The organism is Bacillus xiamenensis (assembly GCF_001857925.1).
GTDB classification, from domain to species: Bacteria; Bacillota; Bacilli; order Bacillales; family Bacillaceae; genus Bacillus; species Bacillus xiamenensis.
The window spans coordinates 1,735,531-1,760,180 of record NZ_CP017786.1 but is presented as its reverse complement, the minus strand read 5'-3'; the positions used below and the strand labels follow the sequence as shown (position 1 = coordinate 1,760,180).

At 42.1% G+C, this 24,650-nt stretch carries 19 protein-coding genes and 2 pseudogenes; 14 read left to right on the top strand and 7 right to left on the bottom strand.

The annotated features are described in order from the left end of the window. The first annotated feature begins 52 nt into the window (after positions 1-52). The 3 genes and pseudogenes from BK049_RS08900 (at position 53) to BK049_RS08890 (ending at position 3,691) form a co-directional block, all read left to right on the top strand. Positions 53-1,509, top strand: a pseudogene (locus BK049_RS08900) (lipase family protein). Between the two features lie 12 nt (positions 1,510-1,521). After that, entirely contained in the window at positions 1,522-1,932 is a 411-nt protein-coding gene (locus BK049_RS08895) for a hypothetical protein (RefSeq protein ID WP_008360727.1), read from the top strand. An 82-nt stretch (positions 1,933-2,014) separates the two neighbouring features. Next, positions 2,015-3,691: a hypothetical protein gene (locus BK049_RS08890; RefSeq protein ID WP_071168329.1), complete on the top strand. Its 1,677-nt coding sequence runs from the start codon at positions 2,015-2,017 to the stop codon at positions 3,689-3,691. Between the two features lie 15 nt (positions 3,692-3,706). On the opposite strand, the gene BK049_RS08885 is transcribed toward BK049_RS08890, so the two are convergent. After that, entirely contained in the window at positions 3,707-4,606 is a 900-nt protein-coding gene (locus BK049_RS08885) for a LysR family transcriptional regulator (protein WP_071168328.1), read from the bottom strand. Between the two features lie 171 nt (positions 4,607-4,777). Between BK049_RS08885 and BK049_RS08880 the strand changes: the two genes are divergently transcribed. The 7 genes and pseudogenes from BK049_RS08880 to BK049_RS08850 all read left to right on the top strand — a co-directional run bounded on the left by BK049_RS08880 (position 4,778) and on the right by BK049_RS08850 (position 14,373). Beyond that, on the top strand, positions 4,778-5,773 hold the full coding sequence (locus BK049_RS08880) for a LacI family DNA-binding transcriptional regulator (protein WP_071168327.1): 996 nt from the start codon (positions 4,778-4,780) through the stop codon (positions 5,771-5,773). Positions 5,774-5,945: 172 nt separating this feature from the next. Next, entirely contained in the window at positions 5,946-7,211 is a 1,266-nt protein-coding gene (gene ganS, locus BK049_RS08875; protein ID WP_071168326.1) for a galactooligosaccharide ABC transporter substrate-binding protein GanS, read from the top strand. Between the two features lie 145 nt (positions 7,212-7,356). Beyond that, a pseudogene (locus BK049_RS08870) lies at positions 7,357-8,594 on the top strand (carbohydrate ABC transporter permease). A gap of 1 nt (position 8,595) precedes the next feature. Then, on the top strand, positions 8,596-9,438 hold the full coding sequence (locus BK049_RS08865) for a sugar ABC transporter permease (RefSeq protein ID WP_008360738.1): 843 nt from the start codon (positions 8,596-8,598) through the stop codon (positions 9,436-9,438). An 11-nt stretch (positions 9,439-9,449) separates the two neighbouring features. After that, on the top strand, positions 9,450-10,658 hold the full coding sequence (locus BK049_RS08860) for a glycoside hydrolase family 53 protein (RefSeq protein ID WP_071168325.1): 1,209 nt from the start codon (positions 9,450-9,452) through the stop codon (positions 10,656-10,658). Positions 10,659-10,681: 23 nt separating this feature from the next. Next, a complete protein-coding gene (locus BK049_RS08855) occupies positions 10,682-12,748 on the top strand; it encodes a beta-galactosidase (protein ID WP_071168324.1) in 2,067 nt (688 codons plus the stop codon). 296 nt (positions 12,749-13,044) lie between these two features. Continuing rightward, entirely contained in the window at positions 13,045-14,373 is a 1,329-nt protein-coding gene (locus BK049_RS08850; protein ID WP_008360745.1) for a CitMHS family transporter, read from the top strand. A 244-nt stretch (positions 14,374-14,617) separates the two neighbouring features. On the opposite strand, the gene BK049_RS08845 is transcribed toward BK049_RS08850, so the two are convergent. The 6 genes from BK049_RS08845 to BK049_RS18850 form a co-directional block, all read right to left on the bottom strand. After that, the gene (locus BK049_RS08845) at positions 14,618-15,046 is read right to left on the bottom strand and encodes a DUF4064 domain-containing protein (RefSeq protein WP_008359908.1); all 429 of its coding nucleotides are present in this window, start codon (positions 15,044-15,046) and stop codon (positions 14,618-14,620) included. 24 nt (positions 15,047-15,070) lie between these two features. Then, positions 15,071-16,021 (bottom strand): ABC transporter permease, encoded by a 951-nt coding sequence (locus tag BK049_RS08840; RefSeq protein WP_071168323.1) that lies wholly within the window; start codon positions 16,019-16,021, stop codon positions 15,071-15,073. Then, positions 16,018-16,947 carry an ABC transporter ATP-binding protein gene (locus BK049_RS08835; protein ID WP_008359913.1) on the bottom strand — a complete coding sequence of 310 codons (930 nt, stop codon included), beginning with the start codon at positions 16,945-16,947 and terminating at the stop codon, positions 16,018-16,020. Before BK049_RS08835 ends, BK049_RS08840 begins: the two co-directional genes overlap by 4 nt. Positions 16,948-17,275: 328 nt before the next feature. Next, positions 17,276-17,614 carry a zinc ribbon domain-containing protein YjdM gene (locus tag BK049_RS08825; RefSeq protein ID WP_071168321.1) on the bottom strand — a complete coding sequence of 113 codons (339 nt, stop codon included), beginning with the start codon at positions 17,612-17,614 and terminating at the stop codon, positions 17,276-17,278. Positions 17,615-17,707: 93 nt separating this feature from the next. Further along, positions 17,708-18,847, bottom strand: a complete 1,140-nt coding sequence (locus BK049_RS08820; protein WP_071168320.1) for a glycerate kinase — start codon at positions 18,845-18,847, stop codon at positions 17,708-17,710. Next, entirely contained in the window at positions 18,844-19,035 is a 192-nt protein-coding gene (locus BK049_RS18850; protein WP_244887382.1) for a sugar diacid recognition domain-containing protein, read from the bottom strand. The genes BK049_RS08820 and BK049_RS18850 overlap by 4 nt, the downstream gene beginning before the upstream one ends. Before the next feature lie 133 nt (positions 19,036-19,168). Here BK049_RS18850 and BK049_RS08815 point away from each other — a divergent pair, with 133 nt between their 5' ends. From BK049_RS08815 to BK049_RS08800, 4 genes are all read left to right on the top strand, one after another. Next, entirely contained in the window at positions 19,169-19,819 is a 651-nt protein-coding gene (locus BK049_RS08815) for a TetR/AcrR family transcriptional regulator (RefSeq protein WP_071169207.1), read from the top strand. Between the two features lie 68 nt (positions 19,820-19,887). After that, positions 19,888-21,141 (top strand): MFS transporter, encoded by a 1,254-nt coding sequence (locus BK049_RS08810; RefSeq protein ID WP_071168319.1) that lies wholly within the window; start codon positions 19,888-19,890, stop codon positions 21,139-21,141. Continuing rightward, the gene (locus tag BK049_RS08805; protein ID WP_071168318.1) at positions 21,138-23,465 is read left to right on the top strand and encodes an ABC transporter permease; all 2,328 of its coding nucleotides are present in this window, start codon (positions 21,138-21,140) and stop codon (positions 23,463-23,465) included. Before BK049_RS08810 ends, BK049_RS08805 begins: the two co-directional genes overlap by 4 nt. Positions 23,466-23,478: 13 nt before the next feature. Further along, positions 23,479-24,240, top strand: coding sequence for an ABC transporter ATP-binding protein (locus BK049_RS08800; RefSeq protein ID WP_071168317.1), 762 nt, complete (start codon positions 23,479-23,481; stop codon positions 24,238-24,240). Positions 24,241-24,650 lie beyond the last annotated feature (410 nt).

Here is a 24,650-nt window from a genome sequence, read left to right as displayed (position 1 = left end):
CAATATTATTAAAGGAGTAACGATTTTGTCTAAAACTTTAAGGTTAGATAAAATGACAGATGAGGACTATAATTTAATTTCTTCAAGATCTTATAGTATAGAAAACTATAAGAATTCAAAAGAGATAGAAATTAGTAACGGTAGAAGAATGTATGTCGTTGATTTTCAAGAAACGAAAAAAGGTCTTAATGCACTAACCCTTGTCTCAAAAGAAGATTATCGTAATTCAAACAATGGCAAAGACCTCACCAAAATCAAAAACGCCGTCATCGCTTATCGCGGGTCGGAGCCGATTGGCGCAGGGCAATATAAAGATACCATTAAAAACATGGAAAAAAAGAGTCGGATGATCTTCTTTCTACCATTTTGACAAAGCTGCCTCCTTTTAACCAGTCACAGACGTCAAAGGAAGTGACGACTAAGGTGGCAACGGGGACAACTACCTATACAAATGAGATTGTACAGGATTGGTTGGTTTCGGATACCAAGTATTTGATGAAAAATATCCCTTTTGAGCATGGTGCGGAAAATCAAATGGTTCAAGCAGATCGGTATGCGAAAGAGATCCATAAGAAAATCCCAAATGCCAAGATGTATGTGACCGGGCATTCACTTGGCGGGTCAAATGCTTCCTATGTTCTTGTCAAAAATGATTTTATTAAAGGCGGGGTCACCTTTGAAAATCCGAATATTTATCCAAATCTATCGGATGGTCTGCAAGCCAAAGCGTTAAAAGGTGATTATCGCAATAGATTAACAGAATATATCAATCTCAATGACGGGCTTTCTCTTTTAAATCGACATACGACAGAAATCGGTCGTGTGAAAGTGATGTATGATGCCGCTCTACCTGAAGGCATCGATTACTCCGAGGACTCCTCAAAAGCCGTCCAATTTATAAAAAATCTCCTCAATCGGGCAATGAGTGTGAATCCTTCACTGGATGCGAATTTATTCCTTGAAGCCCTCGCTGGCAGTCATGGCTTAGATCGTTATTCCTTTTCGTCAGATGGCTCCGTTCAAACCATTGATGATATGTTGAGAAAAAATCCTTCTCTCACTTCCGCCATGTTACATCAATTGAGTCAGTCGAATGTTCACCCGCAAAGTGTGATAGCGATTTTAATTAAGTCGCATGTGCTCATGAACACAGGACGTAAATTCTCGACATATGCCGAGCACCATATGCAGCAAATCATTCGCAAAATCGAAAAACTCGATGACAAAGTGGATCAATCGGTAGAACGAGTACGCTCGAGATACAAACAGATTGTTGGTTTTGGTTCGTATGACCAACTGACGGCTTCAGACGTTGATGCTGTCATTCACCACTTAAAAACAGAAGGTCTTGAGAATGAATTCTACTCAGTCAAAAAGTATGATACAGCCATTGATCACGCGATGAATCTAAAAAGATGGCTCGACTCAATATCAGATGATATGAGCCAGCTCGGAAAACAATACCACGATGCAGATACAGCTCTTGCAAAGAATATGGGTATTTCGTAAGGAGAACGAAGAATGGAATTTTCAAAAAAACAACCAACAGATGCAGATCGTTTTTTGCAAAGAATGACAGATACACACACATCAAGCTCCGTCTTCTCTCAAGCTAACTTTGACACGAAAGACATGACACCAGCAGAGCTGGCTGCTTTGAAAGCAAAAATCAAAGAAGAACAGAAAACAGCTCTGATCAGAGCCATCCGGCATCAGCTTCAACATGAATTTGCAGAAGATCGGCAAGAAGCGGAAGACATTTTAGATCAGATCGATACGCTTCTTATGAAAGTCTATAAACATCAGAAGCAAATCCAATCGCATATGTCAGGCCAAGCCATTGACGCCTTAACAGAGAAAATCGAGCAAAGGCTGACGTTTTTTGAACTGAAAGAAGATGTTCGTTCCGCCATCAACTCGATCGGCATTTAAATGAACCTTCCATCCGATGAATCTTTTCCCCGCCTCACTCGTATATACTAAAAGAGTGATTGATTTGAAAGGAGATCTGTTTGTGGGATATATTTTGCTATTTTCGGTTGTGATCGGTCTTATCTTGACCCTTTTGCTCACACCACTCAGGTTGATCGTTAGAAAGAAAGGGACTGAACAACAGGTACCGCTCACGTGGATTGCGGGTCTGGCATTGCTATTTATCATCGGAATTTTCGGTTTCTACTACATCACCAATTTAGATCGGAACCCTTCATCATTATGGCTGATTGGACTTGTTGTGACAGCAGCAGGCGCCTTATTATCAGTGGGGTTAGAGCGGAAGATCAAAGGCGTGTTGTTCCTCATTTTATTGCTGCTCGGTGTTTATATGGCAACCGCTTTTCTATTCAATGCAAATGAAAAATTCAACGTCTCTAAAATGGATCAAAAAGTAGAAATCAAAGCGTTTGATGAGACGGAAACACCCGCGAGTGTACCTCCGCAATTTGCGCGCAATAAAATGAAGAAATCGTTCGGACAGGTTCCAAACACAAGCTACTATGAGCTTGGCAGCCTGCAAATTCAGAAGGTCAACGGCGAGTATGTGTACATAGCACCAGTGGAGTTCTCCGATTTCTTTAAATGGATTCGTTCTGGTAGCACACCGGGTTACTTTACATTAAGTGCGACCGACTCATCTGCCAATCCAAAGTTTGTGAAAACCGAGATGGTCTATACGCCTTCTTCCTATTTCAATAAGGAAATTGAGCGGCATATCCGTCTTCAGTACCCAGATTTGATTTTCTATGGAGACACGCAGCTCGAGATCAATGATGATGGCAAGCCTTATTACATTCAAACGTATGGTGATTTCATCTCTGCAAGAAATGGCTTTAAAGCCTCGGGCGTGGTCGTTGTTGATGCCAAAACTGGCGCAACGAAGAAATATTCTTTAGATCAAGTACCTGCCTTTATTGATGGTGCTGTTTCTCCAGAAGCGGTCAGTCTGCAAAATAGCTACTTCGGAAACTATGTTCATGGGTTCTGGAACAGTATGTTTGGAAAATCAGATGTGAAGCTGCCTTCAGATGAGGGAACTGAGGCGAATGTGAGTCCAGTCTTTGATTCTAAAGGAGATATGTATTACTTCACGGATTTCACAAGTCCAAAAGAGGGCGTTGATTCCATGCTCGGCTATGCTCTGACAAATGCCCGGACAGGAAAGGCGACGTATTATACTGGAAATCTTGAAGCATCCTACATGGATTCTCAAGGAGCATTGCAAATTATTGAGAAGCGATTTATCGAGAAGAAATGGAAAGGACGCATGCCAATTCTGTATAATTTCTATGGAGAAGCCAGCTGGCTTACACCTGTTCTCGATTCAAACGGATTCCTGCAAAACTACTTTATTGTTTCAGCAGCCAACCCTGAAATCGCTGCATACGCTTCTACACCAAACGAAGCACTACGAGCCTATAAAACAGCTCTTCAAAAAGGCGGCGGCACTGTCAACAGTTCATCTAAGCAAGAAAAGAAAGATACGTCAGGCAAAGTGAAACGAGTGTATAAGGAAAAGACCGGTGATTATACAACCGTCACCTTCCTGCTCGACGACGGGAAAAACTACACCATGTCCTCTGAAAAAGAGCCTCTTGTGATTTATTTAAAAGAAGGGGATCAGGTTACGATCAAATATACAGATACAGGTGAAATTTTCCTTCCAGTAGATGAAATAAAAATCAAAGGACTATAAAAAAAGACGTTTCTCCTATTGCGGAGAAGCGTCTTTTCTCTCTTTCCTTAACAATTCAACAAGCAATTCCTTATTTTTATTCCCGCCTGTCATCGGTGATTCGACATAGGAGAATTTCCGTTTAAAGTCCATTCCTCTCACAGAAATAACAGCCAGCTCCCCGCCAATACTGCCTCGCTGGAGCACATATTTTGATAAAATTGATAGCCCCATCCCGTGAATGACTGCTTCTTTAATCGCTTGGTTGCTGCTAAATGTCACAAAGGTCCTTGCTTTCAGTCCATTTGATTTCAGCACGTGCTGCAAGTATTCACCTGTACCTGACCCCTTTTCTCTCGTCACCCATGTTTCGTTTTGCAATTGATCAATTGTGACATCTTTTTTCTTAGCAAACGGATGATCTAATGGAGCAACGATGTAAAGTTCATCCTCTAGAAATGTCTCAACAGAGAGTTCTTTGTCATTGGTCTGACCTTCAATAAGACCGATATCGACATGGAACAAACGAACATGTCTGGCAATCGCCTCTGTATTATCAATCACCACCTCAATATCCACATGCGGATAGAGCTGGTGAAATTCCGCCAAAATTTGCGGCAGCACGTACTCCCCAATGGTAAAACTCGCTCCAATCGTCAGCTTCCCTCTTGCTAGATGATGATGCTCATAAATGTCCTGCTTCGCCTGTTCATATAAGCGAATGATTTGTTTTGATCGATGATAAAGCATATCCCCAGTTGGTGTAACGGTCAATTGCTTTGGCGAACGATTAAGCAGAACGGTCTGGAATTCCTGCTCCAAGTTCTTAATATGAAGACTGACACTCGGCTGAGAAATCCGCAGCTTCTGGGCTGCTTTCGTAAAGTTCTTCTCCTCCACAACGGTCACAAATGTCTTCAGTGCATCGTAATACATCTGTCCCTCTCCTATCAGAAATCTTAATCCAACATCTTCAATACATATATCTTACTAATTCCTCTCCAGATCGTAAAGAACAGCCTAAACGAAAACAATTTAATAAAATATTTACTAATTTTTTTAAAAACTCTATACTGAGAGGAGATATTTTCTATAGGAGGTGCTGACTTGGCAGCAAAAATAAAAGACATTGCGGAAAAAGCTGGCTTATCCATTGCGACCGTGTCTCGTGTACTAAACCAAGATCCGAACCTTTCTGTCACGGATCAAACACGCGAGAAAGTATACGCCGCTGCGGAAGCTTTGTCCTATCAAAAAAAGACATTCAAGCATTCATTAAAAAAGATCGCCTTTCTCTATTGGATGACCGAAAAAGAAGAGCTTGAAGATATTTATTTTAAATCCATTCGTCTAGGCATTGAGGAACTCACCAAAACCAGAAGCTTACATGTTTCCGCTTACAATCCATCTGATGGTCTTCACTCCATTGATCCTTCTACAGAAGGCATCATTGCCATCGGTCGATTTAAAAAAGCAGAGCTTGACCAATTATACGCAATCACACATCACATCGTCTTTATTGATACATCACCAGATGAAGATCGCTTTGATTCTGTCAAACCAAACCTAAAACGAATTGTTGAAAAGATCATCGATTCTTTTATCGAAAAACAGCACACATCCATTGGGTTCATTGGCGGGACAGACCTTGATCTCAATACAAATAGGCGGATTCCAGATATCCGTGAAACAACCTTCCGTCAATACATGACAGCAAACAATAAACTGGATGAGCGGTTGGTCTATATCGGACACCACTTCTCTGTAGATGAAGGCTATTCGCTCATGATGAAGGCAATCGACGAGCTCGGCGATGACCTGCCCACTGCTTTTTGCGTCGCAAGTGATCCGCTTGCCATTGGCTGTTTACAAGCATTAAATGAACGTGGTTTTTCTTTACCAAATCGAGTGAGTGTATTTAGTATCAACGATATTCACGTTTCTCAATATGTCTCGCCACCGCTCACAACCTACCACATCCATACCTCCTTGCTTTGCGAGACAGCGGTCGATTTACTTTTAGAAAGGCTTGTTGACGGCAGAACATTACCAAAAACCGTGCTCATTGCCTCAGAACCTGTCTTTCGAAAAAGCACCATATAAACAGCTGGAAGCCCTGCCGCATGTGGAGGGCTTCTTTACGCTTCACACGAGTAAAAAAGTTTACTTAATAAATTTAATAAAATATGTTTACTTTTTTTACTTAAGTTGATATTCTCACATTAAGAAAGCGTTTTCTTGTTATCTGTGAAAAAAGAACGAGAGGGGATTACCAATGAAAAAGGGAAAATGGGCGACATTATCGGCAGTCGTTGGAACTGCTGTGCTGCTGCTTTCAGCATGCGGGCCAGGAGACGACAATTCGAGCGGTACACAGCCGGCTTCTACAGGGACAAAGACCTTGCTAGTGTGGGAGGATGTCAAAAAGTCTGATGGGATTCAAGACGCTGTAAAAGAATTTGAACAACAAAACGGCGTGAAAATCAAAGTGGTCGAAAAAGCGTATGCCGACCAAATTGAAGCGCTTCGTCTTGATGGAGCAGCGGGAACTGGGCCAGATGTCATCACCATGCCTCACGATCAAATTGGATCAGCTGTCACGGAGGGGCTGCTGCAAGAAATCAAACCAGATCAAAAAGTGATTGATTCCTTCACAGACGAATCGATTCAATCACAAACAATGAACGGAAAGCTGTATGGTCTGCCAAAATCCGTCGAAACCACTGTCCTTTTCTATAACAAAGATCTTGTGAAAAAGGCACCAACTACACTCGACGGCTGGTATGATCTTTCAAAGAAACTGACAAAGGACGGGAAATACGGTTTTGTGGCCAAATGGGATGAAATTTATTACGCACAAAGTGTATTAGGTGGATCAGGAGGCTATATTTTCAAACAGAAAAGCGACGGCTCTTATGATGTCAATGACATTGGTCTTAATAACGCTGGTGCCATCGAAGGCGGAAAATACATTCAGACATTCTTTAGAGAAGGACTATTCCCGAAAGGTATCATTGGTGAACAAGGAATCAACGTCCTCAACTCCTTATTCACAGAGAAAAAAGCAGCGGCTGTTATTTCTGGTCCGTGGTCATTCGGACCATATAAAGAAGCCGGCATTGACTATGGCGTGACCGAACTGCCCACACTCCCTAACGGAAAACATATGAGCTCATTCTTAGGTGTAAAGAGCTACAATGTCTCCTCTTATTCTAAAAATAAAGAACTCGCTGAAAAATTTGTTGAGTTTATCACAAACGAAAAAAATTCGAAAAAGCGCTTTGAAGTAACAGAAGAAATTCCACCAGTGAAAAAGCTGATGAAAGACCCAGTCATTACTGAAAATGCAAACGCGGATGCTGTTTCAAAACAAACGAAATATGCCACACTGACACCGAACAATCCAGAAATGGCAGAGGTGTGGAAACCGATTGACAGCGCATTAGGGCTGATTGCAACTGGTCGTACCGATGTGAAAAAGGCATTTGATGATGCGGTCAAACAAATCGACTCTCAAATGAAAGCGAATCACTCCAAATAAACATCAAGCGCGGGTAGCTGATCGTTTATCAAGCTGCCCGTATTTGATCTCATTTCATATGAAGTAGGTGTTAGACGTGACGGGTAACCTTGAACTAGACCGCACACACACAGTGGAATCAAAGACACACCGGAGACGGGCGTTAATGTTCTCCCTTATACCGGGAATGGGGCAGCTATACAACAAACAGTATGGCAAAGGGGCACTCTTTTTCCTGTTCGGCGTCTCTTTTCTCATTGTGTTTTATGATTTATTCAATATTGGCTTCTGGGGGCTGTTCACACTTGGTACGATGCTGCCTCGTGACAACTCTGTGTTCCTTTTAGCAAAGGGAATTATTGCGCTTTTAACAGCTGGATTTGGAATCGGCTTTTACGTACTTATGATGCGTGATGCATTTATGAACGGGAAGAAACGTGATCAAGGGGTTCCGCTTCATTCCATCCGTGCTCAATATCATCAGCTCATCGACCAAGGCTTTCCTTACTTAATGAGCACTCCTGCTTTCTTTTTACTTCTATTTTCCGTTGTCTTTCCTATCATGTTCAGCTTTGCGCTTGCCTTTACGAACTATGATTTATACCACTCGCCTCCTGCCAATCTCATTGATTGGGTAGGGATCAAGAACTTTCAAAATATCTTTTCAATCGATATTTGGCGAGACACCTTCATTGATGTACTTGGCTGGACCGTTGTATGGACATTGGCGGCTTCAACCCTTCAATGTGCCGTCGGCATCTTTCTAGCGGTTCTGCTCAATCAGAAGGATTTAAAAGGGAAACGCTTTTTTAGGACGATTTTGATTCTGCCTTGGGCTGTTCCGGGATTTGTGACCATTTTGGTGTTTGCAGGATTGTTCAACGACACGTTTGGTGCGATCAACAATACCCTTTTTGCATCAATTGGGATTGATCCTAAGCCTTGGCTGACAGATCCATTTTGGAGCAAAATGGCCCTTATTACGATGCAGACTTGGCTTGGATTTCCTTTTGTATTCATTATGACAACCGGTGTTTTGCAGGCCATTCCCGAAGATTTATACGAGGCGGCAACCATTGATGGGGCCAATTTCTTTCAGAGGTTCCGTTCCATTACATTACCGCTTGTCCTCTATTCCATTGCACCTATATTAATCACACAATATACGTTTAACTTTAACAACTTTAATATCATCTACTTATTTAATGGCGGGGGGCCTCCTGTTGCTGGATCAACAGCTGGGGGACGGACATATTGGTTTCTTGGATTTATAAACTAACGATGCAGTCATCTCAATATGCGCTTGCTGCCGCTGTCACGATCTTACTTTCAATCTTCGTCATTGCCATTGCCCTTTGGCAGTTTAAGAGAACGAATTCATTCAAAGAGGAGGACATGATGTGATATGGGATCAAAACAGAATAAGCTCATCCGCCTGAGTATCACTTATTTTATCCTTTTCATTGCCTCCGCTTGTATTCTATATCCACTCCTTTGGACGATCGGTGCTTCCTTTAATCCTGGGAACAGTCTGATGAGCACCAGCATGTTTCCGAAGAACCCAACGTTCAGCCACTATACCGAGCTGTTCTTTGGTCAAGGGGCTCTTTATGCAAAATGGTATTGGAACTCAATGAAGATCAGTATTGCGACTATGCTCTTAACGCTGATTCTTGTCAGCTTTACAGGCTATGCCTTTTCTAGGTTCCGATTCAAAGGACGGAAAAATGGGTTGATGCTCTTTTTGCTGCTGCAGATGATTCCTCAATTTTCAGCGCTGATTGCCATTTTTGTATTGGCTCAAATGCTCGGACTGATTAACAGCCACCTCGCACTGATTTTAATTTATGCAGGTGGACAAATTCCGATGAATACGTATTTAATGAAAGGCTATCTTGATGCGATTCCAAAGGATCTCGATGAATCAGCCAGAATGGACGGCGCAGGGCATTTTCGGATTTTTATCCAAATTATTATGCCGCTCGCCAAGCCGATTTTAGCCGTTGTTGCCATTAACTCATTTACCGGGCCACTGGGTGACTTCATCATCTCCAGTGTCATTGTCCGCTCACCCGATATGTATACGCTCCCAATCGGTCTATACAATCTTGTATCAGACAAAATGGGTGCCAGCTACACGACTTTTGCAGCCGGGGCTTTACTGATTGCGATTCCAGTTGCTTTCTTGTTTCTTGTTTTACAAAAACAATTTGTATCCGGCCTCACACAAGGCGGGACAAAAGGATAAGGGGAGATTTGATGAAAAAATGGGTGCTCGTCACGGTTGTCGTTTTCTTTCTGATGGGGTTAGGGATTCTGCCTGAAGCAAAAGCCGATACGATTTCTGTGAAACCGATTAATGGACTGCAAGGTGATTTCATTAAAGGAGCCGATATCTCCATGCTGGCAGAAGTCGAGAAAAGCGGCGGCAGATACTTCGATCAGAACGGACAGCAGGTTGATCCGCTCAAGCTGTTAAAGGAAAAAGGCGTCAACTACGTGCGCATCAGACTCTGGAACCATCCATACGACAACCAAGGACGTGCCTATAACGGCGGAACGAATGATATCAATACAGCCATCGCTCTATCAAAACGCGCAAAAGCACAAAATATGAAAGTGCTGCTTGATTTTCACTATAGTGATTTCTGGACCGATCCCGGTAAACAGTTCAAACCGAAAGCTTGGACCAATCTCTCCCAAAGCGATTTAGAAAAAACTGTCGGCACTTACACAAGCGATGTGCTCAAAGCGATGAGAGCACAAAATGCCCTGCCAAATATGGTACAGGTCGGAAACGAATTGAACTCAGGCATGCTGTGGCCGAACGGAAAGAGCTGGGGTGAAGGCGGCGGCGAATTCGACCGGCTCGCTGCTTTACTAAAGGCTGGCACAAATGCTGTCCGCTCTGTCGACTCAAACATCAAGGTCATGCTTCACCTAGCACATGGAGGGGACAATGGCGCATCCCGCTGGTGGTTTGATGAAATCACCAAACGAGGTGTCTCATTCGATACCATCGGTTTATCTTACTATCCATATTGGGACGGCGGATTCAGCGGTCTTTCCACCAATATGAATGATATTAGCGCCCGCTATAACAAAGACGTTATCGTGGTAGAAACGGCTTACGGCTTTACGACAGCCAATGGTGACAACCTAGAAAACTCATTCAACCAAGATTCTGTCAATACTGCCGGTTATCCAGCATCACCGCAAGGGCAGGCATCTTTTATACGAGATCTAGCAGAAAAAATTTCACAAGTGAAAAACAATTGCGGAAAAGGGTTCTTTTATTGGGAGCCGCTTTGGATTCCGGCGAAAGGCGCTCCGTGGTCTAGTCAATACGGGCTCGCTTATATTCAAACAACCGGAACAGTCGGGAATGCTTGGGAAAATCAGGCCATGTTCGATTTCAACGGAAAAGCACTGCCTTCTCTTGATGTATTTAAACAAATGACACCGTAATTAAACTGATAGGACGTGACAAAATGGGAAAGCGTTACCCACTCGTTCACCCAAATGTAAAAGGCTTTTTGCATGGTGGCGACTATAATCCTGATCAATGGCTTCATATGCCGGAGATCATTGACGAAGATTTCCGATTAATGAAGCTGGCTCACTGCCAAACATTCTCCATCAATATTTTTGCATGGAGTAAGCTTGAGCCAAAAGAAGGCCAATATGACTTTGCATGGCTGGACGATATCATGGACCGCTTGGCAGCGCAGGGGGCTCACGCCATTCTCGCCACACCAAGCGGGGCAAGACCTGCTTGGCTCTCACAAACATATCCAGAAGTCTTACGCGTCGAAGCAAACCGCCAGCGTAACTTACACGGGCTTCGGCATAATCATTGCTTCACCTCACCGGTATATCGAGAAAAAACGAATACACTCAACCGTTTGCTTGCTGAACGCTACAAGGATCATCCAGCGCTGATCATGTGGCACATTTCAAATGAATACGGCGGTGAATGTCATTGTGATCTTTGCCAAGAGGCATTTAGGCACTATCTGAAAGACAAATACAACCATGACCTTGAAGCCTTGAACCAAGCATGGTGGACAGGATTTTGGAGCCATACCTTTACTGATTGGTCACAAATCGAGTCACCCGCACCGCATGGAGAGCACATGATTCACGGCATGAACCTAGATTGGAAGCGCTTTGTTACCGCACAAACGATCAATTTTTATCAAAATGAGATTGAGCCGCTACGAGAATTAACGCCACATGTCCCAGTGACCACCAACTTTATGGGCGACTATCCGCATATGCGTCCATTCCTTGGACTGGATTATCATCAATTTGCAAAAGAAGTTGATGTAATCTCATGGGATAGCTATCCTGCCTGGCATAGCGGCAGAGAAACCACTGCTGAATTAGCGTCAAACGTTGCCTTCGTACACGATCTATATCGGTCATTAAAGGATGGTCAGCCGTTTCTTGTGATGGAGAGCACGCCAAGCCTCGTGAACTGGCATGAAGTGAATAAGGTCAAACACAAAGGAATGGCACACCTTTCTGCTATGCAAGCGATCGCCCACGGGTCAGACTCGGTGATGTATTTCCAGTGGAGACAAGGTCGAGGCGCCTCTGAGAAATTCCACGGTGCAGTTGTTGATCATTCAGGGCACGAACAGACGCGTGTGTTTCAAGAAGTGTCTGAGCTAGGGAAACAGCTGGAGCAGCTACAGCCGATTGCGGGCACATCCATTCAACCAGACGTTGCCATCATATATGATTGGGAAAACCACTGGGCAATTGATGATGCACAGGGCTTAAATAATACAAACAAGCGCTATGTGGAGGCTTGTCAAACTCACTATCGCAGTTTCTGGAAAAAGGGCATCCCTGTTGATATTGTCGGAATGGAAAAGGATTTCTCATCCTATCGAGTGCTTGTTGGCCCAATGCTCTACATGATCAAACCAGGCGTGGCAAAAAAGATAGAAGCGTTTGTCAAAGAAGGCGGCATTTTTGTCGCAACATACTGGAGCGGCATCGTCGACGAAAACGACCTCTGTTTCCTCGGCGGCTTCCCTGGTCCTCTCCGCCATGTACTTGGCATTTGGGCAGAGGAAATCAACACATTGATGCCAGATGAACACGTCATCATGACGACAGGAAATGGACGCACTTACCATGTCGGTCAATATTGCGAATCCATTCACCTAGAATCAGCCTCTGTGTTAGGGCATTTTGAGAATGGCTGCTATGAAGGACAGCCAGCCCTTACTGTCCGTCCATTTGGAGAGGGAAAAGCATACTATATGGCATCTGAAAATGAGCAAGCTTTTTATGATGAGTTTTACGAAGATCTCCTCGCAGGAATGGACATCAAACCTGTCCTATCCTCGACGATTCCAGAGGGCGTCAGTGTACAGAAACGAACAGACGGGTCGCAGGAGTATGTGTTTATGATGAATTTTACAGAACAGCCGCAGAGCATTTCACTAGATTCAGCGGATAGCTATGAAAATATGCTGACTGGAAAGCATATACCTCAACAGCTTCAACTGAATCCTTACGAATACGTCATCTTGAAAAAATAGTGTCGAAGAAGCGTCCATGGATTGGACGCTTCTTGATTTTAGTGATTCTAAATACCTATATAAACTTACACAACAGTAGATAAGCGCTTGAAGCGTTATTTTTTATCTAAATTTTTTGACATGTTTGACCCCGCTCCATGATTGGCTTCACCATCCTTTTTTACCATTGTATAGGTATGAAAGCGGTTGCCTCATACTCGTATTTTTGATACCCTTTTTTTCAATGCAGATGTGGGACTGCATTGCGGGACAAAGAACAATCAAATGTAAACGGTTTATTGTAGGGGGAGGGGCTTATGTTAACGTTTGTTGGGTTGTTGATTATTTTAACGATTGTTGTATTGCTGATTTGGGGGAAAGCAAGTCCAATTGTCGCCATGGTCATGGTGCCTTTCATAGGGGCGCTCATTGCGGGATTTGGTATCAATGACATTCAAACCTTTTTTGAAGAAGGGATTATCAAAGTATTGCCAGTGGCGACCATGTTTATCTTCGCCATTTTATTTTTTGGCATTTTACAAGATACAGGGTTCTTTGAACCTGTAATTAAAGCATTAATTAAGCTGACAAAAGGAAATGTTGTCACGGTTGCGATGGGAACAGCTTTGATTGGGGTGATCGCACACTTAGACGGAGCAGGGGCTACGACCTTTTTATTAACTGTACCTGCACTGCTTCCGCTTTATAAAAAATTACATATGAGTCCTTACTTACTGCTGTTATTAATCGGGACGAGTGCCGGATTAACCAATATGATTCCGTGGGCCGGACCCACAGGACGGGCAGCGAGTGTCTTGAATATGGACCCATCTGAACTCTGGGTACCACTCATTCCCATTCAGCTCATTGGAGTCGTACTCGTGTTGGGAATGGCGTTCATCTTAGGAAAAAGAGAAGAAAAGAGAATTCGGGTGAAAATTGCTGCAAACGAAGTAGCTGCTGTTCAACTAGAAGGGTCCGATTGGGATCGTGCCATTCAGTCTATTAGCGAAACAGGAGACGCCTCTTTAAAGCGTTATCACTTAATCTGGGTAAACCTCATTCTGTTTTTAGCTGTTGTTGTCCTTCTTGTGCTTAACGTGATTCCTGCTAGTTATATGTTTATGATTGGTCTTTCACTAGCACTTCTGATTAACTTTCCGAATGTGAATTTACAGATGGAGCGAATTAAGGCACATGCGCCAAGTGCGCTCATGATGGCGGCTGTTATTTTCTCTGCAGGTTCTTTTTTAGGGATTCTCGAAGGAACGGGAATGCTCAAAGCCATTGCAGTTGACAGCATTCACATTTTGCCGGCTTTCCTGCTGCCATTTTTACATATCATTGTCGGAATGCTTGGGGTGCCGCTTGATATGCTGACTAGTACAGACGCCTATTATTATGCACTGCTTCCAATTGTCGAGTCGATTACATCTGAGGTGGGCGTACCAGGGACATCTGCGGCATATGCCATGATGATTGGAAATATCATTGGGACCTTTGTCAGTCCTCTTGCGCCTGCTGTATGGCTCGCTGTCGGTCTTGCAGGGGTCGATATGGGGAAGCATATCCGCTACTCTTTCTTCTGGATGTGGGGATTCAGTATTATCCTCCTGTTCATTGCAATGGGAATTGGCATCATTTAAAAAAGAAAGACATGCGCATATGGCGCATGTCTCAGCGTGTAGACAAACCCTCGCATTCTCCCGCAGTCCTGCGTGCCGGTGCTCACGAATGCCAAATTCGCTCCGCTCCGGTACTCGTCCTTCCTAGACTGCAAAGGTTTTCAGTTGACGCTGAAAAGAAGATAAAGGGCTAAAATAAAGATCATTTTAGCCCTTTGTCAACAATCTAAGACATGCGCATATGGCGCATGTCTTTTTCTTTTATTTATGAAGGATATTCGCTTGTGTAAGCATCTGCTTTCGGCTTTCTAATGAGGGACATCAATCCAATCACAATCAACAAGATCATTGGAACGAATGCAAGACCGACTGTTCCAATTAAAAGAGTGACTGCAGAAACCAAGAAAAGAATACCAGAGATCACGGCACGGCGGTCTGTTTTCAAGAAAATCACACCGACAAGCGTTAACACAGCCGCAATGGCGGAAACCACCATGAACTGGATACCAAAAGCATTCACCCCAGCCTCAAGTGTTTCAATTGGCAATGTTTCGCCTTCCTCTTGTAACACTTCATTGATTTGATTATAAAACGACTGATCCATAGAGAGCATCAATGCCCCGAAACCAATACCAATGACATTGAGGACAATACTAATAATCCCCATAATTTTTTCACCTTTACGCTTAATCATATAGTAACCTCCTAAAAAGTTAAATTAACCTGTTTTTACTTCTCGCTTTTGGAAAACAATGAAGGCGATCGCCAAGAAGATAGCCCAATAGATGACTAGGACTGTTAATGAGAATCCTAGGGACATACCTTCTATAAGAGTCACTTGTTCCATAAAGTATTGAGATGGATCATTTGCAAATAACAAGTATTTCGCCCAATCAAAGAAGAACATTAAAATACTTGTAATCGTTCCACCTACAACATAAGCTAACACACTAATCGCAATGGATATAGCTTCACTTCTAAATACGGTTGAAATGGCAAAGGAAAGTGTCCCCAAAACGACAAACATTGCACAATGGGCAAGATAATAAAAGAGCATATTTGCAAACTGTGAACGTTCAATCACTTCACCATTTTGATATACCAGATTCACATAATCAGTGTTGAGTCCAAAGAAGATGGCACCCAATATGAATGACAAGATAAACAGCACCACAACAAGTAACAGAGAATACAGCTGTACTGTAATATATTTAGATAGCAGGATCTTGATCCTTGATGGTGGACGAATGAGTAATAACTTAATTGTACCCTGCTTATATTCTGCAGATACAATGGTAGAAGCAATAATAATCACAAACACACCGACAAGCTGAAGTAAATTGGCGTTTGTTTTCACATAATCCCAAGCATTGTCGCTAAACTGTTGAGCTGGCGGTAAATTATGCTTCAGGCGATACTCATTAATAGCTATCTCTTTTTCAAGGTTTCTTTTAAAGAAACCATTTTCCATTTCTTTAAGTTCTTTCTTGTCTTCATCATTGATCATTCGCAGTTGCTGTTTCCAATCACCTGATGCTTGATTTTCGTCATTTGTCTTAACTGCAAAAATCAATGTCGCAATCATACCTAACACAAGAAGCCCAACCATAATCCAAGTACCAACACGATAACTGATTTTCATCCACTCGTTTTGAATGAGGCGAATCATACGTCTGCCTCCTTTTTACCTGTTAAGCTTAAGAACTTATCTTCTAAGGTTTGTTTTTCTATTTTTATTTCGTACAAATGAATCGAAGCCTCGCTCAAATGACGAATCAATTGCGGCATGTTCTCTTCTGGCATGGAGAAGAATAAGTACTGCTCCTCTTCTCTAACTGTGATACCTTCCTCAAATGCTTCAATGAGCTTTTGCGCTTCTTCAAGCTCGCTTGATGCTACCTTCATTCGATAATTGACCAAATCATCCTGCTTCGTCTCCGTACGCTGATCCTCAATCGCAATCAGCTTTCCTTTTTGGATAATAGCAAAACGATCACACATCAATTCCATCTCTGACATGAGGTGACTTGAAACAATGACAGCAAGGCCTTCTTCCTTTGCCAGCCTTCTCAAGTAATCTCGTATCATTCGAATTCCCTCTGGATCTAGTCCATTCGTCGGCTCATCTAAAATCAGCAGTTTCGGTTTATGTATCAATGCCTGTGCAATGCCCAAACGCTGCTTCATTCCTAATGAAAACGTACGGACACGCTTATGTTTCACATGCTGCAAACTGACTAGCTCTAGCAGCTCATCAATTCGACCTTCATCCACTTTTCCATTCATTCTGGCAAAATGAACAAGGTTCTGCCTTGCCGTTAAATGATTATACATTTCTGGGTTTTCAATAATCGCACCGACATCTTGGATCGCATGCTGATATGAGGTTTGAATACTATGACCATTAATCAGAATGTCACCAGATGTAATGGGAGAAAGACCGACCATCATGCGAATGGTTGTCGTTTTTCCTGCGCCATTCGGCCCTAAAAAGCCAAAGACTTCGCCCGCTTGAACAGAGAAGCTCAAATCTTGAACAATCTTTTTCCCGCGAATATGCCTAGATACATTATGCAGTTCTAAAACGTTCGTCACGTTACCTCTCCTTCTTTGTCAAATTATCATCTATCATCTATTTCCTGATAAAAACCATGATCCGTCAAAAATAGAAGAACACTTCCATATGGTACAGCAATGCCCAAAAGTTGTGAAGGGGATTAGACGAAATTTAGAGAATCATCTGCTTTTTTTAAGGTAAGGTTAAGAAAACTGTAAATTTTTATGTGAAAAGAGGCTTGATTTTTTAAAAAAATAATTATGTTCAACAGGTACATATGTATGGGATTCTGATTAAGATTATTCCTTTCACCTATAAATAATGAAATGAAAAAGAGGCTGTAGATCATCAGCCTCTTTTCATTCATTATATCTTTTTCACAAACTCCGATTTCAACTTCATCGCGCCAAAGCTAGGAATTTTACAATCAATGTTATGATCGCCTTCCACTAAACGAATGCCTTTGACCTTCGTCCCTATTTTTAAGACCGAAGAAGAACCTTTGACTTTTAAATCTTTAATCACAGTGACCGTGTCACCATCACTTAATAAATTCCCATTCGCATCTTTGACAACAAGCTGCTCCTCTGCCACTTGTTCTTGTTTTAGCGACCATTCATGCGCACATTCGGGACAAATAAGCATGGTGCCATCCTCGTATGTATAGGGTGAACTGCACGAAGGACAATTCGGTAGATTAGACATTTGTGTTTCCTCCAACTTTCTTTTTCATTTATAACAATTTTACCACATTTCTATAGAAAGGAATGTGATAGAAAAGGAAACATTTTTCATCATTTACTTCTCTCTTCCAAATGTCATCACAGCCGCAATATTCCTCGCTGTTCTCTCTACATAAACACTAGCATCCTGCATGGCTTCAGCAAGAGTGGTGACGCCCGGAACAATACTAAAAAGCGCATCAATGCCATGATCATGTACAACTGCACTGTCTTTTGAGAGGGAGCCAGCGATGCCAATCACCGGGAGTCCATATTGTTTCGCAGCGTTGGCTACACCGATCGGCGTTTTGCCGTAAATGGTCTGCCGATCAATCCGGCCTTCTCCTGTAATCACTAGATCTGCGTCCTTTAATACGTCATCAAAGTGAACGGCCTTCAGTACAATATCGATTCCCTTTTGCAGATCGGCCTGTAAAAAGCCTAATAAACTCGCACCAAGTCCTCCTGCCGCTCCTGCACCTGCTGCATCGCCAAAGGGGACATGAAGCTGCTGTTTAGCTACTTGTGCAAAATGAGATAAATTCTTGTCCAACACTTGAACCATTTCTGTATCTGCTCCCTTTTGAGGACCGAATACCGCAGACGCTCCTCTTTCACCCGTTAAAGGATTATCTACATCACACGCTACTTCCAGACGGACCGATTGCAATCTTGGGTCGAGTCGAGACAGATCAATAGAAGCTAATTGATTCAGTGATCCACCGCCCGGCGTGAGCTCTTGACCTGCTTTATCGAGAAAAGAAGCGCCTAACCCTTGCATCATGCCAACGCCGCCATCATTTGTTGCGCTTCCGCCAAGCCCAATGATTAAATGCTTCGCCCCTTTATCCAGCGCCGCAAGCATTAATTCTCCTGTCCCTCTAGACGTCGTGAATAATGGATTCCTTTTTTCTGGCGGGACAAGCTGTAGTCCTGATGCTGCTGCCATTTCTATAACTGCGGTCTGTCCATCTCCCAGCATGCCAAAAAAGGCATCGACAGGTTGACCAAGCGGACCTGTGACCACTTGCTGGACAATGTACCCGTCAGTCGCATCAACCAACGATTGAACCGTACCTTCGCCTCCATCTGCCATAGGAATTTTCATATATTCTGCATGTGGCAAAATAGATCGAAACCCTCGTTCAATGGCACATGCTGTCTCATAGGCAGTTAAACTTTCTTTAAATGAATCTGGTGCGATCACAATTTTCATCCAAACACCCCTCGTTTCTCATCATGTTTCTGTCCAATCCTTTTTCGTTCACCAGAACCAATCTTGACACCATCTGAATTCATGACATTGATGTTTTGATGTAAAATATGCCTCGTACATTCAACCATCACTTGAGCCAATTCATTGGTCAAAATGTCACACAGCACCTCCCCTGAAGGTGTTTTCATTCAATGTATCATAGTGTCATTGCACAATACATGCAAAGCCCTCAAAAAACAGCCGTTGACAAATGGGGGCTGAAAAGTGTTTAATCAAAGCAAGGGACCGACCGACAGTCTAGTCAAAAGAAAGGATGGCTTTATGAGAACCGTTAAACATCCTGAAGAACGCAAAAATGACATCTTAAACGCAGCAGAGGTGCTTTTTTCAATCAAGGGCTATCAGCAAACAACAATTATTGACATCCTGAAAGCCGTTGGGATTGCAAAAGGTACATTCTATTATTACTTTACCTCCAAAGAAGAGGTGATGGATGCGATTATCGACAGGATCATCAAAGCAGATATCATTGTGGCAAAGCGCATTGCAGCTGATCCAAACCTGCCAGTGATTGATAAACTATTTCGTATCATCATGGCGCAATCTCCTAAGCAGGGCAGTCATAAAGAGGGCATGATCGAACAATTTCATCAACCTGCTAATGCTGAAATGCATCAAAAAAGCTTAATCAAAGCCATTAAAGAGCTATCACCCGTTTTGGCAGATGTCATTCAACAAGGTGTAAAAGAAGGAATATTTCAAACGGAGTATCCGCAAGAGACGGTCGAATTTCTCCTTGCTTCTGCACAGGTCATCTTTGATGAAGGTCTTTTCCAATGGACCGCAGAAGAAAGTACACAACGAGCTCTAGCGTTTATCTCGATCCTTGAATCCTCATTACATGCAGAAAAAGGAAGCTTCTCCTTCCTCCTCCAGCGTTTAACTGGAGAGCTGGAAGACAATAATCAGTGATTGGTCACTTCAATACCAATCTGCATACATTATAGACTGACGGTCGGTCTAAAAGGAGAGTGATTTTCATGTCGTTGTCAGCCAAAAAAGGTTCCACCCACTTCATCTACCTCGTCCTCGGACAGATTATTTCCGTTTTTGGGTCTTCCTTGATTCGGTTTGTTCTATCTTTACATGTGCTGGATATGACACACCGTGTTGATTTATATGCCCTACTTTTCGCTTTATCCAATATCCCGCTCCTCCTTTCGCCATTAGCAGGAGCCATTGCTGATCGGTTTAACAGAAGAAATTTGATGATCTTATTTGATGTTCTTACTGGCATTATGATTCTGGCTTTTTATTTCTGGTTATTCTCAGGAAATGATTCATTATATATCATTGGAGCCGTCATGATTCTTCTTGGGGTCATGAGTACGTTCTATGCTCCTGCTGTGATGTCCAGCATTCCTCAGCTAGTGAAAGAAGAAAGATTAGAACAAGCGAATGGCATTGTTAATGGGGTGCAGGCACTTTCAGGTGTTGTCGCTCCTATCATTGGCGGCGTTTTATACGGACTCATTGGGAGTCAGGCCATTATCGGCGTTAGCAGCATCGTATTTTTTCTATCAGCATGTTTGCTTTTACGTTTAAATATCTCGTTCTCACCTAGCCCTCTCACAGAGCCGATGACCAAAGTGCTCGTGAAAGATATAAAACAAGGATTTTCCTATATCGGCAGCCAGTCATTTTTAAAAAGAGCCATGCTGCTTGCAGCGCTGCTAAATTTCATCCTCACACCATTTTTTATCGTTGGAGGCCCAATTATTTTAAGGGTCACAATGAAAAGTAGTGACATCATGTATGGAATAGGAATGGGCTTAATTGAGTTTGCCGTCATCGCAGATGCCTTGCTAGTTGGGCTTGTAGCGAAGCATTGGCGTATTCCTACTTTATATCGCTGGCTGCTTATCATTGCCGTCATCTTACTGCCTGTCGCTTTCTCAACATCCAAGATGGCTCTTCAATTTGGTACATGGCCAGCCTATTTTCTCTTTTTAACAGGATGTCTTCCAATTGCCATGCTGCTCACAATGATTTCGATCGTTGTCATCTCACATGTACAAAAGAAAACACCAAATGCTCAATTAGGAAAAGTCATGGCCAATCTGACAATGGTCTCTCAATGTGCCGCTCCGCTCGGTCAAATGATGTATGGGTTCTTGTTCAACAATTTTTCAGCCAACATGTATGTGACCGTGTTAATAGTCAGTATCTTGATGTTTGCACTTGCCTTTTTGACAAAAAATATGCTTCAACATGAAGGAGAATCAGCCTCATGAGAATGACGTTTATCAAGAAAGACTTAACCCGCCACCGTCTCATTTCAGTCGGCTTAACCATTTGCATCATGATGACATCATTTTTAGCAACAAGCGCTGCGCAAATGTCGGCACAGCTGAATGGTTCCATTTCAGATTTACTCCAATCAGCCAAAGCACCAGATTTTGTCCAAATGCACGATGGCAGCTTAGATGAACAAGCCGTCGACACATTTTCAAGTAAACAGTCCATGGTAAAGGCACATCAAATTGTTCCAATGATTCCGGTCGAACACGTTAGCATCAAGTTCGGGCAGACGTCTGCTCAAGCAGGTGTGATGGATCATTTATTTGTAAAGCAAAATCGCTTTTTTGATTTTCTTTTAAACGAACGAAATGAAAAGCTAACGGTCAATAAAGGAGAAGTAGCAGTCCCTATTTATTTTCAACAAAAATACCATTTAAAGATTGGCCAAAGATTACTCATTACAAAAGGATCTCATCAATTCTCTTTTCAAATCAAAGCGTTCTTACGAGATGCCCAAATGAATCCAAGTCTTGTCAGCTCAAAGAGATTTCTTCTGCATGATTCGGATTGGGCGGCACTGAATCAAGTGTTTCAAAAGAAGGAGTACTTGATTGAATTTTTACTGCATGATGCTGCGCAAGCAGATGCTTTTCAATCACTCTATCAATCATCTGAGCTGCCACAACAGGGACCAGCTGTCACATTACCCCTGCTTCGCATGCTGAATGCTCTGACAGATGGTATGGTGATCGCCATTCTCCTTCTTGTTTGCTTTCTGCTTATTAGCATTTCCCTCCTCTCTCTCCGTCTGGCTATGACTGCCGCTATAGAAGAGGATGAACGTGAAATTGGGATCTTAAAAGTACTAGGCATCCCTTTATCAAAAATCAAACAATTATACGTTGGGAAGTATGCTGTGCTTGCCTGTATAGGGTGTATAGCAGGATATTTGTTCACGCTGATATTTGGTGATTTGTTTACGGCCAATATTCAGCGGTATATGGGGAAACATCCATCTTTTACTCATCAGTTGATTCCGCTTTTCGTGTCTATTTTGACGGCAATAATCGTCATCTCATTCAGCTATGCTGTCCTAAGAAAGTTTGGCCGAATATCAGCAGCTCAGGCACTTCAAGGTGGCATTTCTTCACCAAGTCATAAAAAACTAATCCCTATGCATCTCAATAGAAACATGTTCCTCCCTGTCAACCTTTGGTTTGGTTTGAAAGATCTGTTCTCGCGAATGAAAATGTATTCAACGATTATCTGTATCATCGCACTTTGTACATTTTTAATGCTGATGCCGATTCAGTTATGGCATACATTGCAATCACCGGATTTCATCACATATCTTGGCTCTGGAAAAAGTGATCTTCGAATCGATATACGGCAAGGAAATGATTTAGAGAAAAATACAAATAAAATCGAGTCTATGATTCGCGAAGATTTAGATATTCGCACATCTGCTGTATATGAAACAACTTCTCTACAGTCCAAAACAATGGAGAATACATTAGAAACGCTCTATTTAGAGTCAGGTGACCTGTCTGCTTTCCCTCTCACCTATTTACAAGGAAGGGAACCGTTGAAGGAGGAAGAAATTGCTTTATCGGTGTTGAGTGCTGACTCACTTCAGAAAAAGATAGGAGAAAAAGTCACTCTCTCTACAAATGGACAGCAAGTTCAAAGATTAGTCACCGGCATTTATCAAGATGTCACCAACGGAGGGAAAACAGCTAAAGCATTATCTCAGCCTTTTCCTCAAGCATCCCTTTGGAAAACCATTCAAATACAACTAAAACAAGGAAAAAATATCGCAGAAAAAAAAGCAGCATTTGCAGCAAATATGTCTCCTGCAAAAGTAACAGATATGAAAGAATATGTTCATCAAACAATAGGAAGCACAGCATCTCTAGTAAAGGTGATTGCATTATACTCAACAATCGCAGCTTTTGGAACAGCCAGCCTAATGTTCATGATGTTTCTGCACATGTTAAGGGCAAAAGACTTAAATCGTAATCTCATGTTAAGAACGATTGGTTTTTCTAAAAAGGATTTAACATATCAATACTTAACAAGTTTTATCGTCGTTCTTTCTTTTGGCGCCTTCATTGGAACAATCACTGTTCACACCATTGGTCCGGCGTTGATGAGTGTAGGCGGAGCATCATTAGGAGCATCAAGCCTTCATTGGTTAGCCCCGCAATGGGTATCGGTCGTGTATCCGCTATGGCTGTTTATTGTGAATTTAGCTGTAATCTCGTGGTTATTGAAGTCCTTTTTTTCTAGTAAAATGAGCCGTCATACACTTTCATAAGGAGATGTTTCACATGGAACAATTAATTGAAACGAAGCAATTGTCTTTGCAAATTGATTCATTAAAAGGACAAAAACAGACTATTCTTAGAAATATTCACTTATCGATTAAACCCGGAGAATTTGTCACCATTATGGGACCTTCAGGGTGCGGAAAAACCTCTTTGCTTTATCAACTTAGCGGTATAGAGACAGCCTCAACAGGAGAGATCAAATATAAAGATCAACTACTATCAGAAATGACAGACAAACAGTTAACAACTTTGCGCTTAACAGAGATGGGGTTCGTCTTTCAACACAGCCATTTACTAAAAAACCTCAATCTATTTGATAACATTATTGCTGCAGCTTACTTAGCGAAAAAAAAGCCGAGAAAAGAAGTAAATGAACGAGCTAAATATCTAATGGAGAAACTTGATATTGATCATTTAGCTGATAGATATTTATCAGAAGTATCAGGAGGTCAACTCCAAAGAGCCTCTATCTGTCGAGCTCTTATGAATGAACCAAACATTCTTTTTGCCGATGAACCAACAGGTGCTCTTAATTCAAGTACCACAAAGGAAGTCATGGATATTTTTTCTCAAATCCATTCTGAAGGAACAACTCTGCTGCTTGTCACACATGATCCAAAAGTCGCCCTTTGCTCTGAGAGAATTCTGTTTATGAATGACGGTGAAATTTCATCCCATTTAAATTTAGGAAAATACGATCGCTTCAACGCTGAGAAACGAGAGGCCGTGTTAAACAAGTGGTTACAAAATTTAGGGTTTTAATTGGTGTAAAACAGGCAACTTTCTGCCTGTTTTATTTTTCCTTACACTCAAACGAGTAATCCATAGACAAACTATTTGTTTCTAGTATGATTTTGCCGTCTGCTTGTTGACAAGATTCTGTCAGCAACTCAATTTCTTTGCTATAAAAGTATCTCTTTGAGATATAAAGAGTCACTAAAACAAGTAAAAGCGTCGTAATCACAACTGTCATTTTCCAGTTTAAAATTTGAAACCTTTTTTTCATTTCAACATCCTTTCTGAAAGGCTAGCATTTGTATTGGTTATTCACCTTTCTCATCAATTACCAGTTTCTTTTCCAAAATGATCTAGCAACATCATAACTGATTTTCCCTTCTAGATCGACCTTTCATTGTTCTTCTCCCATAGTTAAAATAGCTTTATTTCGTATA